Consider the following 14275-nt stretch of genomic DNA (forward strand, 5'->3'; position numbering starts at 1 on the left):
CATGGGGATCAGACGTCGGGCAGGATGCCGTCCGGATCCTGTTCTCGCCACGTCATTCCGGGGCCGCGTAGCGGAGCCCGGAATCCAGATCCGCTGACGCGCCAAGATCCTGCATGGACAGCGGCTCTGGATTCCGGGCTCGCCTGCGGCGCCCCGGAATGACGGTGCGGCTGCGATCCTCGACGTGTTCCCGACTGGAAACGACAGCCACGACGCGGCCCCGCCTCGGCCGGTGCGCGGCGGACGGCGCCTCGTGGGCCGTCAGGTCTTATCGGTGAATCGGACGGCGCAGCCCGCATGAGCGCCGACGAGCCGCATCCCGCCTTCGCGCCCGAGCACCATGCAGGCGGTCGACAGGCCGTCCGCCAGGAGCCCCGTCGGCGCCGTCACGGTGACGGACGAGAAGAAGCGCGGTGAGTGGCCGCTGGCCGGATCGAAGATGTGGTGGTCCGCCCGGTCGTCCGAGAAGCTCATGTTGTAGTCGCCGGAGGTCGCGGCGAAGCCCGTGAACGGCGCGATCACGGCAGCGAGTGCGGCGGGGTCGCGGGGATCGGCGAGGCCCAGGCGCCACGGTGTGCCGTCGGGATGCGCCCCCGCGGCGCCGAACTCGCCGGTATCCACGAACGCGTCGCCGATGCCGCGGGCCCGGAGCGCCGCCATCACCCGGTCGGCGGCGTAGCCCTGGATCAGGGCGTTCAGGGTCAGGGCCGTGCCCGGCTCCAGGGTGATCCGGTCCGGTTCGAGGCCGACGCGATGCCAGCCGACTTGGCGGAGGGCGGCCTCGACCGCCCGGTCGTCCGGTCGCGTGCCCCGGGCGGCCGCGCCGGCCCAGACCGGCCAGAGGGATTGCACCGTCGGGTCGAACGCGCCGCCGGTCTCGGCCGCGAGGGCGAGGGCGAAGCGCAGCAGCGCGACGAGGTGCGGATCGGGCGCCGTCAGGACGCCGTCGCGGTTGAGCCGCGCCAGGGCGCTGTCGGGACGGAACAGGCTGGCGGCTTGCTCAACGGCACGCAGGGCCGCGAAGCCATCGGTCAACGCGGCTTCGGCGACGGTCGCGTCCGGACCGGCCGCGGTGAGCGCCACGGTGGTGCCGAAGGCGAGGCCCGCGCGCGTCCGGAGCGCCAGTCCCCGGGCGGCCGCGGAGGCCCGGAAGGCCGCGAGCCCGGCGGCTCCGGCGAGGCCTGCGGCTCCGACAACAATGCGCCGGCGCGCCGGATCACGCGGCCAGTGCGGGCTCATGCGACCGGGACCGGCTGCGGGGCCGCCCGGCGCGTCCGCTTGCGTGCGATCACCTGCGGCACGCACTGCGCGGGATCCTGGATGATCGTGACGCAGTCCATGCACTGGAAGCACTCGGGATAATCGATGCGGCCGGAGGGCGCGATGGCGCCGTAGCGGCAACGGACCTTGCAGAGCTGGCAGGGCGATCCGCACTCGGCCCGGCGCGGGATCCAGTCGAGCACCCGCACGCGTCCGAGCACGGCGAGGGCGGCGCCGAGCGGGCACAGATAGCGGCAGAAGCCCTTGTAGACGAAGAGGTTGAGCACCAGCAGGCTGCCCGCGTAGGCGACGAAGGGCCAGGAGCGCACGAAGTACAGCGTGATGGCGGTCTTGAACGGCTCGATCTCCGAGACCGTATCGGCCAGCGGCGAACCGGCGGCGGCCGCAACGAGAATGCCGGCGAGCACCCCGTACTTCACCTGCCGTAGAACCCGGTCGAGGCCCGCCGGAACCGTGATCGGCTGGATGCGCAGCGGCCGCGCCAGAAGGGCGACGCATTCCTGCAGGGCGCCGAAGGGACACATCCAGCCGCAGAAGGTGCCGCGGCCCCAGACGACGAGCGCGGCGAGCGTGAACGCCCAGAGCAGCAGGGAGGGCGGATCGTAGAGCAGGAAGGCGAGGTCGTGGGTCGCCGTGGCGGCGCGCACGAGGCCGACGAGGGTCACGATCGACAGCTGGGCCTGGGCGTACCAGCCGACGAAGCCAAGCGTGAGGGCCAGGAAGACGAGCCGGAAGTCCGCGAAGCGGCGCCGGTTGGCCACCAGCCCGCGCTGGCGCGCCAGGACCGGCACCAGCACCGCCAGCATCAGCCCGACCAAACCGAGTTCGGGCGCGCGGGCTATCCAGGGATCGATCCAGCTCGGGCCATCCGCCGGCTTAATTCGGGTGAACAGGTCTGCGGGCAGCGTGGTCTCGACCGTGAAGGTCCGGGCGATCTTCTCCGACAGGATCTGCCCGCGCTCGCGCACGACCGTCTCGGTGAGCGTCCAGGGCGCGGACGGATCGAAGGCCGCCGCCTGATCGATCCGCAGGATGGTCCAATTGCCCGGCGGCAGACCCTCGGGCAGGCCGGCGTCGCGGCGCTCCACCGCCATGTCCCGGGCGTTCACGATGAGACCGCCTTGGCTCACCGCGAGCCGGTCCGGCACGGCCCCCAGGACGAAGCGCTCGCCGATCGGGTTCTCGGGGGCCTCCTCCGGTCCGGCGCTTACCACCATCACGGCGTGGTTGCCGGGCCCGAGTTCGCGCATGAGCGCGTCGAACCGGAGCTGGCCCAGCAGGTTGCGGCCGATTGCCGGCACGTTGAGATAGGCGACATACAGATCGGTCAGGACCGCATCGGGCGGGCCGTCGGCCCGATCCTCGACGCCGGTCCCCTTGAAGGCGGCGGCCGCATCGCCGTTCGTGACCGTGAGCCGCCTGACCCAGCCCCGGGCGAGGAGCTCCGGGAGACCGAGCGGCTGGTCGAGGTCGGTCCTGGCCTCGACCTTGAGGCCGACAGCGCCGGCCCCGAAGCCGAGCTTCTGGCGCGCCACCGCGAGGGCCGAGGCCAGGATCGACTGGTTGATCACCCGCGTCGAGGCCGTGGCCATGGAGATGCCGTCGACGGTTGTCTGCGGCGAGGCGCCGGCCGATCGGGCATTGGGCCGCCCGACCCGGATCGGCTGCCGGGCGGAGAGGCCGGCATATTGCTCGACGAAGGCGACGAGCGGCTCCGGGCCGAGCCCTTCCAGGAAGACCGGCTCGTGCTGACTGATCACCCTCACGTCCCGGAAGGTGCCGTCCGGGGCGAGTGCCACCAGCAGATCGGGCGGCGTCCCGCCGAAGCCGGGGATCGGCGCGAGATCGATCGATTCGAAGGCGTAGGCGAAGACCTCGTAGGACCCGGCCTGCTGCTTCAGGATCGGCCAGACCGGGACCGCGTCGTCCTTCTCGCCGACGACGAGCGGCGGCGGAAAATACGTCTCGAGGGCGGCGCGATCGAGCTGGCCGGCCTGGGCCGGGAGGATCAGCAGAAGGATAGTGATCAGGAGTGCGGCGCGCAGCCATCCTGCCCGGACGGGAAGACAGGCCGCAGCGTACGACCTGCAAGACCTCACGGCGCCGCCCCGGCGGCGCGTCCGTCCGGCGCCCTGGCATCCGCCGGCGGCCCGGCCGCCACGCCCCAGGGGAAGCGGCCGACCTTCACGGTGCGCAGCGGCCGGAACGTCTCGGTGTCGATCACCGTCACGTCCCCGGAGACGCCGTTAGTCGTGAACAGCCGCGTGCCGGCCGCGTTCAGGGCGAGCTGCCAGACCCGGCGCCCGACCAGGATGTAGCTCTCGACCTGGAAAGTCGCGGTGTTCACCACCGCGACCCGGTCGGACGGACCGAGCGCCACGAAGGCGTGGCGGCCATCCTTCGCGAGCTGAATCCCCACCGGCTGGATCCGGTCGGCCGCGATCCCCTTCACGGCGAAGGCGATCGTCTCGATCACCTTGCGGCTCGCGACGTCGATCACCGCGACCGAGCCGCCGATCTCCGACGACGCCCAGAGCCGCGTCCCGTCCGCCGAGAAGGCCGCGAACCGGGGCCGCTGGCCGACCGGCGTCGCTTCGACGGCCTGGAGCGTCCTGGTGTCGATCCAGTGGACCATATTGGTGGTCTCGGAGGTCGTGACGGCGGTGGCGCCGTCCGGGCTGACCGCCACGCCCTCCGGCTCGATGCCGACATCGATCTGCGCCAGGACCCTGCGGGTCTGCGCATCGACCACCGTCGTGGTGGCGTTCTCCTCGTTGGCGATGAACAGGGTGCGGCCGTCGGGGGCCAGGGCGAACTGCTCGGGATCCTCGCCGGAGGGCAGGTTGTGCCGGACCTGACCGGTATCCGGATCGATCACCTGCACGGCGTCGGAATCGCTGGCGCAGACATAGAGGGCGCGCCCGTCCTTCGAAAAGGTCACCCCGCGCGGGCGGCGCCCCACCGGGAAGGTGCGCAGCACCTCGAAGCTGCCGCCGTCGATCACCGAGACGGTGTTGTCACGCTCGTTCGAGATGAAGATCTCCTCGGCGCGCGCCGGCGTGGCGAGGCAGAGCAGGAGCGCGAGGGGCGCGAGGCGGCTCATCCTGACCGTCCGGAAAAGGCCCGGCAGGCACTCTCGGGCTCGTCCGAGGCCGAGCGTGTCCAGTTCCGTGCGATGGTGGAGGAAGCCCTCGATCGGCGCCGTGGCGGTGACGGCGCCCGGCCACAGCAGGAAGATCGGCTGGCGCAGCTGACCGTCCCAGGCCCGGAAGCTCAGAGGGCGGCCCTTGAAGCCGCCGACCTCGAAGGTCGGGGCCGTCAGAATGGTCCGGACGGTGTCGGGCACGGTGCTTCGCGCCTTGACCGCCGCCTCTCCGACGGCGTGGACGGCCATCCAGCCGGCCCAGTCGACGGGCCGCATCGTGCGCCCCGCGAGCTTGCGGAACCGCCCTTGGAGCTGAACCGCCGCCCAGGCCTCCACGGGCCGACCCCAGGCCGCGGCCGTCAGCCCCTGGGTGCCCACCAGAGGCCGCGGCGAGGCGGTGTTGTAGTTCAGGCTCGTCCCGAACTCGCCGGCCTCGTCGGCGACCGCGACCACGTCGTGCTCCGGCCCTCGGGTCGGCAGGGCGAATTCCCGGAGCGCGGTGTCGCGGACATCGCCGCCCTTCGGATCGTAGCGCGTTTCCGCGACGATGCGCGCGCCGAACTTCCGGGCGCTCCGCTTCAGAGCCTCGGCGTAGAGGGCATCGCCCGGCGCAGGTCCCACGACCAGCAGGATGCGCGACCAGCGCTTGAACGCCAGGAACTGGACGAGGGCGTCGGCGAGCATGGCCCGCGAGGGCAGGACGTGGAGCAGGTTCTTCCGGCACTCGGCGTCGCGCAGCCGCGTGTCCGGCGCCCCGATGTTCAGGAGCACGCTCTCTCGGGATTCCGGCAGGTCGGCCACCGCCAGCACGTCCGCGGCCGGGGCGTTGAGCACCACGAAGCGCCGATCCGGCATGTCACGGAAGGCCGCCCCGATGTCGTCGCCGGGTTCAACGACCTTCGTATCGAGGGTGAACGCCAGGCCGATGAAGCGGCCGGTGGCGTTGGAGTCCTTTAGGCCGAGCTCCGCGCCCCTGGCGCCCTCGTCGTCCGGGATCGGATCCTCATTGTTGAGCGGCACCGGCCGCTCGACCCGGCGCTCCAGGTAGTGGATGGTCAAAGGCGGCCCCGCTGCGGGTGAGGCCTGAGCGGACCGGCCTGCAAGACCTCCGAGCGGGGCGAGCGCGATCAGGCAGGCCGGCAGCAGCCGTCCCCAGGCCGTCTTCCGCCGCGCGCCGGAAGATTCCATCCCCGCCGGTCTCCTCCATCCCGCAAACACGTGTCGTTGCAGCGACTCTATGAGCGAAGAGGAATCCGCCGATATTGGACCAAGGTGCACACGCCAGTCTTATTGCAGTGCAACACAAGTCATTGGCTGGATGTTCGTACCAAAGCACAATGGGTTGAAGCACCGACACTTGATAACCGTCGCCCAACGACGAGGGAGGCGGCCAATGCGCACGATGAAGACGGCTCTGAGCGGCGTGCTCGTAGCGCTCGGGCTGGCCGTCGGGGCCGGCGGCGCCTTCGGGCACGGCGACGTCCAGCCGCAACCGGTCAACACCGACGGCCTGAAGCCGCTCGGCACCGAGTGGGTCGCCGAGAACCCCTACAAGGGCGACGCCCACGCGATCTCGATCGGCGCCTCCGGATTCAACCAGAACTGCGCCCGCTGTCACGGCCTGGAGATGATCTCGGGCGGCCTCGCGCCGGACCTGCGCTACCTGCCGCAGGGCAAGGAGGGTGACGAGTACTTCGTCGAGCGCATGAAGCACGGCGCCGTCATCAACGGCGTGACCAAGATGCCGGCCTTCGACGGCGTGATCTCCCAGGAAGGCCTGTGGGCGATCCGGAGCTACATCGAGTCGAAGCATGAGGAATAGGCAGCCCGCGATGCGCCGCCCGGTGCTGCTCGGACTCTGCGGCCTGCTCCTTGCGGCCGGGTTCGCGCCGGCGGCGGTGGCACGTCCCCTCGACCAAGTTACGGCCGACGGGACTCTGCGGGTCGCGGTCTACGGCGACAACGCGCCCTTCTCCGAGGAGGAGAAGGGCAAGCCCCGCGGCATCGACGTCGAACTCGCGCGCGCGCTCGCCGAGACGCTGAAGGTGAAGCTCGACCTGCGGGTCGCCGATGCCGGCGAGAACGTCGACGGCGACCTGCGCCTGAACCTGTGGCGCGGCGACCTCGCCGGCACGCCGCTCGCGGACCTGATGCTGCACGTGCCGACCGACCGGCAGCTCGCCCTGCGCAACGATCAGGTGTTCTTCACCGCACCGTATTTCGAGCAGGAGATCGCCTTCGCGTACCGGACGAACGCGCTGGAGGGCTTCGCCACGCTCGACGACATCGGTGACAAGCCCGTGGCCCTGGAGGGCACGAGCGCGGCCGACCTGATGCTGCTCACCGCGCAGGGCGGCCGCTTCCGGCCGAACCTGAAGCATTACAAGAGCTTCGAGGAGGCCGCGAAGGCCTACCTGGCCGGCGAGGCGCCGATCCTGGCCGGCACCCGCGCGGCGATCGAGGCGGCCCTGTCCGCCGCGAAGGCCCCGAAGGACGACAACCCGATCGCCACGGTCCCCTCGACCGGGCTGGTGAAGACCCGCTGGGAGATCGGCGGGGCGGTGAGGACCGATTCCCGCGACCTCGCCTATGCAATCGGGGACGCGATCACGGCACTGAACGCGGATGGCCGGCTCAAGGCGATCTGCGAGACCTACGGCGTCACCTACACGCCACCGAAAGGGTATTGATCGCATTTGGTCATCGGCGATTCCGACCTGTCGATAGCCTGATCTGCGCAATTACCTGTCTTTGCGAACGCAGCGAAGCAATCCAGATGGCGCCACGTCTTGCGATGCTGCGCCGCCCTGGGTCGCTTCGCTGCGCTCGCGATGACGGCAGCGGCGATCATCAAACCGGCTAAGCGCGCTTCTCCGCAGCGCCTTGTGGATTTCTGTCTTTGATCTGGCGAATACATGGCCTCCGGCAGCATGCCCCGCCGGCTCATTGGACCAATGGCCAATAAGACTTCTCTGAGAACATCGATAGCGTCGGTCTCCAAGGGGGCGTCCCGCGACTCGTGCGGTCCACGCCGAAACCCGAATGCTCCGGCCGCACGGACTGGAGCCGATCACGGAGGACACGTCATGAGAATGCGGACCCGGTTCCTCGCCGCGGTGGGCGTCGCCGCCCTCGTGGCGGGCGGCGCCCTGCCGGCCATGGCCGAAGGCGTCAGCGAGCAGGACATCATCAACGACGCCAAGACGCCGGGCGACGTCGTCACCTACGGCCTCGGCCCGCAGGCCCAGCGCTTCAGCCCGCTGAAGACCCTCAACCGCGACAACATCAAGGGCCTCGTCCCGGCGTGGTCGTTCTCGTTCGGCGGCGAGAAGCAGCGTGGCCAGGAGAGCCGGCGCTGGTCAAGGACGGGATCATCTACGTCACGGGCTCGTATTCGCGCATGTACGCGATCGATTCCCGCAGCGGCGAGAAGAAGTGGGAATACGACGCCCGCCTGCCGGAGGGCATCCTGCCCTGCTGCGACGTGGTGAACCGCGGCGCCGCCCTCTACAAGGACAACGTCTATTTCGGCACGCTCGACGCCAAGCTCGTCGCGCTGAACACCAAGACCGGCAAGGTGGTCTGGCGCAAGGACATCGACGACTTCAAGGCCGGCTACAGCTACACGGCCGCCCCGATCATCGTGAAGGGCAAGATCATCACCGGCGTGTCGGGCGGCGAGTTCGGCGTGATCGGGCGGATCGAGGCCCGCGACGCCGAGACCGGCGAGGTCGTGTGGAAGCGGCCCGTGATCGAGGGCCACATGGGCGAGCTCAACGGCAAGCCCTCGACCATGACGGGCAAGGTGAATGAAACCTGGCCCGGCGACATGTGGAAGTTCGGCGGCGGCGCCACGTGGCTCGGCGGAACCTACGATCCCGAGACCAACCTGATCTACTTCGGCACCGGCAATCCCGGCCCGTGGAACTCCTGGCTGCGGCCGGGCGACAACAAGTGGACCTCCTCGCGCCTCGCCCTTAACCCCGACAACGGCGAGATCGTCTGGGGTTTCCAGACCACCCCGCACGACGGCTGGGACTTCGACGGCGTCAACGAGTTCGTGCCGTTCGACCTGAACAAGGGCGGCAAGACCATCAAGGCCGGCGCCACCGCCGACCGCAACGGCTTCTTCTACGTGCTCGACCGGACCAACGGGAAGTTCATCTCGGCGACGCCGTTCGCCGAGAAGATCAACTGGGCCAAGGGCATCGATGAGAACGGCCGCCCGATCTACAACGAGGAGAACCGGCCCGGCGACCCGAGCAAGGCGACCGGCGACGACAAGAAGGGCAAGTCGGTCTTCGCGGTGCCGAGCTTCCTCGGCGGCAAGAACTGGATGCCGATCGGCTACAGCCCCGACACCAAGCTGTTCTACGTGCCCTCCAACGAGTGGGGCATGGATATCTGGAACGAGCCGGTGAACTACAAGAAGGGCGCCGCCTATCTCGGCGCCGGCTTCACCATCAAGCCGGTCTTCGGCGACCATATCGGCTCGCTCAAGGCGATCGACCCAGCCTCCGGCAAGGTCGTGTGGGAGTACAAGAACAAGGCGCCGCTCTGGGCCGGCGTGCTCACCACCGCGGGCAACCTCGTCTTCACCGGCACCCCGGAGGGCTTCCTGAAGGCCTTCGACGCCAAGACCGGCGAGGAGGTCTGGAAGTTCCAGGTCGGCACCGGCGTGGTCTCCTCGCCGATCACCTGGGAGCAGGACGGCGAGCAATGGGTCGGCGTCGCGGCCGGCTGGGGCGGCGCGGTGCCGCTCTGGGGCGGCGAGGTCGCCAAGTCCACCGCCGGCATCAACCAGGGCGGCAGCTTCTGGGCGTTCAAGCTGCCGAAGACGGTGGCGTCGCGCTGAAGGCGCTCAATCGGAAGCGTGCCGGCCTTCACGGGCTGGCACGCCCAGGCTCCGGGGCAGGGCGGTCGTCTCAACACCCGCTTGCGCCCTGGGGCCGCATCGATCACCTTCGGACCTCCCGCCCGCGTATTCGGCGGATCCTGTGAGGATCTCGAGCGAAGGACCGAGGTCTCCGTGCATCTCCTGATCGTCGACGACCACCCGCTGTTCCGCGACGCCCTGGCGGCCACGATCCGCCTCGCGCATCCGGACGCGGTGCTGCACGAGGCCGACGGGATCGAGGCGGCCTGCGCGGTGCTGGCGGCCAATCGCGGCATCGACCTGACGCTCCTCGACCTGTCGATGCGGGGCGTGACCGGCTTCGACGGGCTGATCACGATCCGGGCGAGTTTTCCGCGCATCCCGATCCTGATCGTCTCCGGCCACGAGGATCCGCGCATCGTCCGCGAGGCCCTGCAGCACGGCGCGGCCGGCTTCGTCCCGAAGGCCATGGACAAAGCGACGCTCACCCGGGCGATCACCGAGGTGATGAGCGGGGCCCTGTTCCTGCCGCCGGGGCTCGCCGAGGCGAGCGCGCCCGCGCCGCGGAGCAAGAAGGCGCCGCTGCCGGAGCGCCTCGCCCGGCTCACCCCGCAGCAGCTGCGGGTTCTGATGATGATCCGGCAGGGCAAGCTCAACAAGCAGATCGCCCACGAGCTCCAGGTCGGCGACTCGACCGTGAAGGCCCATGTCTCCGAGATCCTGCGCAAGCTCGAAGTGATCAGCCGGACGCAGATCGTGATCGATACGGCGTCCCTGGATTTCGACCAGATCCACAACACGCATCCGGCGTGACGCCGCGGCCGACGCGCGGTCCCGGTGCGGATAGGGCGTCTGCGGTGCCGGAGCGAGCCAAGGCACACGAGAGCGGATCGGCGGGGTCGGGACAAGCAATCATACCGTTCGCGGCTCCCGCCCCGTCATTCCGGGGCGCCGCAGGCGAGCCCGGAATCCAGAACCGCCGGTTCCGTCGAGGTAAGGCGCGTCGGCGGCTCTGGATTCCGGCTCCGCTGCGCGGACCCGGAATGACGGTGTGGGGTTGGATGCCTTGTGCATTCCGATGACGCTTGCAAAGCGTGCGAAAGGGGCGGACCCATTCGCCTCTCGCAACCCTGGCGCCACAAGTTATCTCGCTGTCCAAATTGATATGATGCTATCTATCAGCACGCGAGCCAATCGATCCCGCCTTTTGTCGGATCCTCGCGGCGATGGATTTGGCCAATGCCCGGCATCGACGATCCGAAGACGCGCGAACAGCTGCAGCAGGCCTGTACCCACGCCCTCCTGACGACCGGACGCCACTGGCGCCGCGCGGCCAACACCGTCGCGGAGGCGCACGGCCTGTCCGATGCGAGCGCGCACCCGCTGATCATCATCGGCCGGATGAACGAAGAGCCGCGCCAGAACGTCCTGGCGGAGGCCGTCGGCATCGAGGGCCCCTCCCTGGTCCGCCTCATCGACCAGCTCGCCGCCGCCGGGCTGGTGGTGCGTCGCGAGGACCCGTCGGACCGGCGCGCCAAGGTGCTGGGCCTCACGCCGCGCGGCCGGCAGGTCTTCGAGCGGATCGAGGCCGAACTCTCGACCCTGCGCGCGCGGGTCTTCGCTGAGGTCGATGGCGCCGATCTCGAAGCGAGCCTCCGGGTTTTCGCGGCGCTTCAGCGCTACGGCCGCGCGGCCGCCGAGCCCGAATGGGAGGCGGCCTCGTGACCCTCCCCGGATGGCGTGACTGGGCCTTCGCGCTGAAGACCTACGCGGCGGCGATGCTCGCCCTGTTCCTGGCGCTCTGGATCGACCTGCCGCGGCCGTACTGGGCGCTCGGCACCGTCTACATCACCAGTCAGGTCCTCTCCGGCGCAACCCGCTCGAAGGCCGTCTACCGCCTCTGCGGCACCGGGCTCGGCGCGGCGGTGAGCGTCGTGCTGGTGCCGAACCTCGTCAACGAGCCGATCCTGCTGAGCCTCGCGGTGGCGCTCTGGGTGGCCCTGTGCCTCTACGTCTCGCTCCTCGACCGCACGCCCGCGAGCTACCTGCCGATGCTCGCCGGCTACACGGCCGCGCTGATCGGCTTCCCGGCGGTGGATGATCCCGGCGCGATCTTCGACACCGCGGTGGCGCGCGCCGAGGAGATCTCGCTCGGGATCCTGTGCGCCAGCCTCGTCGCCACGCTGGTGCTGCCGCAATCGGCGGCCCCGGTGATCGTCGAGCGGCTGAACCTGTGGCTCGCCGAGGCCCGGACCTGGACGCTGGGCGCCCTCGCGGCGGCCCGGGCGCCGGATGCCGGCAGCACCGGCCAGAGCAAGGGTGTGCGCCTGCGGCTGGCCTCGGACGCGATCGGGCTCGACGCCCTCGGCCTCGCGCTCCGCAACGAAGCCACGGGTGCAGAGCGTGCCGCGGAGGCCTTCGCACCGCTCCGGCAGCACATGCTGATGGTCCTGCCGATCGTGGCCGCGGTCGCCGACCGGGTCGCGACGCTGGAGCGGGCCGGGGCGCTCCCGTCCCGGGTCCGCGCCTTCCTGTCGGACCTCGCCGTCTGGCTGGCCGGCGAGGACGACGATCCGGAGACGGCCGCGCGGCTGCGTCGCCGGGTCGATGAGTTCGAGCCCGCACTCGGGCAGAACCCGGATTGGGCCACGCTGCTGCTGGCGAGCCTCTCGGTGCGTCTGCGCGATGTCATCGACCTGCGCCAGGACCTGCGCGTGCTCCGCGGACATCTCGCCGCCGGCACGGCGCCGGCGGCGCCACTCGCCTTCGCCTACACGGCCCGCGTGCGCGGGATCCGCCATCGCGATCACGGATTGGCGGCGTTCTCGGCCTTCGGGGTGTTCGTCGGCCTGCTGGTCTGCTGCGCCATCTGGATCGCGACCGGCTGGCCCGACGGATCCGCGGCGCCGATGATGGGGGCCGTCGCCTGCTGCCTCTTCGCCGCCCAGGACGACCCCACCCCACAGATCCTCGGCTTCACCAACTCGGCACTCGTCGGCGCCCTGGCGGCGGGCTTCTACCTGTTCGCGGTCCTGCCGCTGGTGACCACGTTCGAGATGCTCGCGCTCGCGCTCGCGCCGGCGCTGATCCTGTGTGGGCTGGCGATGACGCAGCCCCGCTACACCCCGATGGGAATGGGCGCCGCCCTCAACGGCGCGACCATGCTGGCGCTGCAGAACGGCTACAGCGGCGAGTTCGCGCCCTTCGCCAATTCGGTGGTCGCTTCGGTGGTCGGCATGTGGGTGGGCGCCGTGGTGACCCGGCTGATCCGCTCGATCGGCGCCGGTCGGAGCGCCCGCCGGCTCGTGCGCATCAACCGGCGCAGCCTCGCCGCGGCGGCGGACGGGCGCGGCACCGGGCACGGGCTCGAACTCGCGGCCCTGATGCTCGACCGCATCGGCCTCATCGCCCCCCGCCTCGCGGTGCTGCCCGCCGAGACCGCGGCGGCGATGGGCGATCTCCTGGCCGACGTGCGGGTGGGCATCAACCTCGTGGAGGTCCGGCGGGTGCGCCGGCGGCTTGCGGGCGCCGCGCGCGTGTCGGTCGACCACGCTCTGGCCCTGGCGGCGCGCCAGCTGCGGAGGCAGGCCGGGGAGCCGGACATTGATCTCCTGGCCGCCCTGGACGACAGCCTCGATGCCGTCGCGGGCGCGGCTCCCTCGCCGGAGCGCCGGGCCGCCCTGATCGGCCTGACCGGCCTGCGCCGCGGGCTCTTCCCGGACGCGCCGGGCTATCGGGAGGCGGCGCCGCTGCCGAGCGATCGGGAGATGGCGGCATGATGGGCGAGATCGACCTCTACGGCGTGTTCGTGCCGGGCCTCGCCCTCTGGATGGCCCTGGCCTTCGCGCTCAGCCTGCCGCTGCGCCGCCTCCTCGCGGCGACCGGCTTCTACCGCCTCGTCTGGCACCGGCCGCTCTTCGACCTCGCCCTCTACGTCGTCCTTCTCGGCGGCGTCGTGACCCTCGCCCATCGGACCCTGCAATGACCGCCCTGTTCTCCGTCCTCGGCCGCCTCGTGGTCACCCTCGGCATGGTCGCCGCGGCGCTGATCGTCGGCCTCGGCCTGTGGGACTACTACATGGACGCCCCCTGGACCCGGGACGGGCGCGTGCGCGCCGACGTGGTGGCGGTCGCGCCCGACGTCTCCGGCCTCGTCACCGAGGTGCTGGTGGAGGACAACCAGGTCGTGCGAAAGGGCGACGTCCTGTTCCGGATCGATCCGGACCGGTTCCGCCTCGGGCTGCGGCAGGCTGAGGCGATGGTCCAGGGCCGGAAGGCCACCGCCGAGCAGAATGCGGCCGACTATGCCCGCTACAGCAAGCTCAGCGACGCGGCGGTGTCGCAGCAGAAGGTCGAGGCCGCCAAGGCGGCCGACCTGTCCGCCCAGGCCGCGTACGAGCAGGCCGTGGCGGATCGCGACCTCGCCAAGCTCAACCTGGAGCGCTCGGCGGTGCGGGCCTCGGTCAACGGCCGGATCACCAACATGGAGCTGCGGCCGGGCGCCTACGTCACCACCGGCCGCGGGGTCATGGCGCTGATCGACCGCGACACCGTCCGGATCGAGGGCTATTTCGAGGAGACCAAGCTGCCGCGCATCCGCGTCGGCGCGCCGGTCAGCGTCCAGTTGATGGGTGAGGACGGCGTGCTCATGGGCCGTGTGGCGAGCATCGCCGGCGGCATCGGCGAGACCGGCCGCAGCGACGCGACCAACCTTCTGGCCAACGTCAACCCGACCTTCTCGTGGGTGCGCCTCGCCCAGCGTATCCCGGTGCGGATCACCCTCGACGGCGGCACCGCGGATCCGCGGCTGGTGAGCGGTCGGACCGCGACGGTGTCGATTGCCCCGGCCGCGGGCGGGGAGCCCCTGCGCTGGCCCTGGACGGCGTGGCGCGAGGCGCTCGCCCGCTGAACCATGAACCATCCCCGGACCCCCGGGTTGGCCTGAAACGACGTCATTCCGACGGTTCAGGAGCC

At 70.6% G+C, this 14275-nt stretch carries 10 protein-coding genes and 2 pseudogenes; 8 read left to right on the forward strand and 4 right to left on the reverse strand.

Annotation, left to right across the window (positions count from 1 at the left end):
- Positions 1 to 261: 261 nt before the first annotated feature.
- The 4 genes and pseudogenes from M6G65_RS01935 to M6G65_RS01950 all read right to left on the reverse strand — a co-directional run bounded on the left by M6G65_RS01935 (position 262) and on the right by M6G65_RS01950 (position 5614).
- Positions 262 to 1239, reverse strand: a complete 978-nt coding sequence (locus tag M6G65_RS01935) for an FAD:protein FMN transferase (protein WP_250103495.1) — start codon at positions 1237 to 1239, stop codon at positions 262 to 264.
- Complete coding sequence (locus M6G65_RS01940; RefSeq protein ID WP_238199722.1) at positions 1236 to 3380, reverse strand: 4Fe-4S binding protein; 2145 nt, start codon at positions 3378 to 3380, stop codon at positions 1236 to 1238. Before M6G65_RS01940 ends, M6G65_RS01935 begins: the two co-directional genes overlap by 4 nt.
- Positions 3377 to 4384, reverse strand: coding sequence for a PQQ-dependent catabolism-associated beta-propeller protein (locus M6G65_RS01945; protein WP_250103496.1), 1008 nt, complete (start codon positions 4382 to 4384; stop codon positions 3377 to 3379). Before M6G65_RS01945 ends, M6G65_RS01940 begins: the two co-directional genes overlap by 4 nt.
- A pseudogene (locus M6G65_RS01950) lies at positions 4381 to 5614 on the reverse strand (ABC transporter substrate-binding protein). Before M6G65_RS01950 ends, M6G65_RS01945 begins: the two are co-directional and overlap by 4 nt.
- Positions 5615 to 5828: 214 nt before the next feature.
- On the opposite strand from M6G65_RS01950, the gene pedF reads away from it, so the two are divergent.
- The 8 genes and pseudogenes from pedF (at position 5829) to M6G65_RS01990 (ending at position 14210) form a co-directional block, all read left to right on the forward strand.
- The gene (pedF, locus tag M6G65_RS01955) at positions 5829 to 6248 is read left to right on the forward strand and encodes a cytochrome c-550 PedF (RefSeq protein WP_238199731.1); all 420 of its coding nucleotides are present in this window, start codon (positions 5829 to 5831) and stop codon (positions 6246 to 6248) included.
- Entirely contained in the window at positions 6238 to 7116 is an 879-nt protein-coding gene (locus M6G65_RS01960; RefSeq protein WP_250103497.1) for a substrate-binding periplasmic protein, read from the forward strand. Before pedF ends, M6G65_RS01960 begins: the two co-directional genes overlap by 11 nt.
- Before the next feature lie 396 nt (positions 7117 to 7512).
- A pseudogene (locus M6G65_RS01965) lies at positions 7513 to 9281 on the forward strand (PQQ-dependent methanol/ethanol family dehydrogenase).
- Between the two features lie 174 nt (positions 9282 to 9455).
- Positions 9456 to 10115 (forward strand): response regulator, encoded by a 660-nt coding sequence (locus M6G65_RS01970; protein WP_238199718.1) that lies wholly within the window; start codon positions 9456 to 9458, stop codon positions 10113 to 10115.
- 426 nt (positions 10116 to 10541) lie between these two features.
- Positions 10542 to 11027 carry a MarR family winged helix-turn-helix transcriptional regulator gene (locus M6G65_RS01975; RefSeq protein ID WP_238199717.1) on the forward strand — a complete coding sequence of 162 codons (486 nt, stop codon included), beginning with the start codon at positions 10542 to 10544 and terminating at the stop codon, positions 11025 to 11027.
- The gene (locus M6G65_RS01980; RefSeq protein ID WP_238199716.1) at positions 11024 to 13081 is read left to right on the forward strand and encodes an FUSC family protein; all 2058 of its coding nucleotides are present in this window, start codon (positions 11024 to 11026) and stop codon (positions 13079 to 13081) included. The genes M6G65_RS01975 and M6G65_RS01980 overlap by 4 nt, the downstream gene beginning before the upstream one ends.
- Complete coding sequence (locus M6G65_RS01985) at positions 13078 to 13287, forward strand: DUF1656 domain-containing protein (protein WP_010683917.1); 210 nt, start codon at positions 13078 to 13080, stop codon at positions 13285 to 13287. The genes M6G65_RS01980 and M6G65_RS01985 overlap by 4 nt, the downstream gene beginning before the upstream one ends.
- Positions 13284 to 14210: an efflux RND transporter periplasmic adaptor subunit gene (locus M6G65_RS01990; RefSeq protein WP_192711475.1), complete on the forward strand. Its 927-nt coding sequence runs from the start codon at positions 13284 to 13286 to the stop codon at positions 14208 to 14210. The genes M6G65_RS01985 and M6G65_RS01990 overlap by 4 nt, the downstream gene beginning before the upstream one ends.
- Positions 14211 to 14275 lie beyond the last annotated feature (65 nt).

The sequence above is a fragment of the Methylobacterium tardum genome, from assembly GCF_023546765.1.
Taxonomy (GTDB): Bacteria; Pseudomonadota; Alphaproteobacteria; order Rhizobiales; family Beijerinckiaceae; genus Methylobacterium; species Methylobacterium tardum.

Excerpts from the sequence above, each read along its gene's own strand:
- M6G65_RS01935 (WP_250103495.1), bottom strand. The coding sequence starts at position 1,239 with ATGAGCCCGCACTGGCCGCGTGATCCGGCGCGCCGGCGCATTGTTGTC.
- M6G65_RS01945 (WP_250103496.1), bottom strand. The coding sequence starts at position 4,384 with ATGAGCCGCCTCGCGCCCCTCGCGCTCCTGCTCTGCCTCGCCACGCCG.
- M6G65_RS01975 (WP_238199717.1), top strand. The coding sequence starts at position 10,542 with ATGCCCGGCATCGACGATCCGAAGACGCGCGAACAGCTGCAGCAGGCC.
- pedF (WP_238199731.1), top strand. The coding sequence starts at position 5,829 with ATGAAGACGGCTCTGAGCGGCGTGCTCGTAGCGCTCGGGCTGGCCGTC.
- M6G65_RS01990 (WP_192711475.1), top strand. The coding sequence starts at position 13,284 with ATGACCGCCCTGTTCTCCGTCCTCGGCCGCCTCGTGGTCACCCTCGGC.
- M6G65_RS01985 (WP_010683917.1), top strand. The coding sequence starts at position 13,078 with ATGATGGGCGAGATCGACCTCTACGGCGTGTTCGTGCCGGGCCTCGCC.
- M6G65_RS01960 (WP_250103497.1), top strand. The coding sequence starts at position 6,238 with ATGAGGAATAGGCAGCCCGCGATGCGCCGCCCGGTGCTGCTCGGACTC.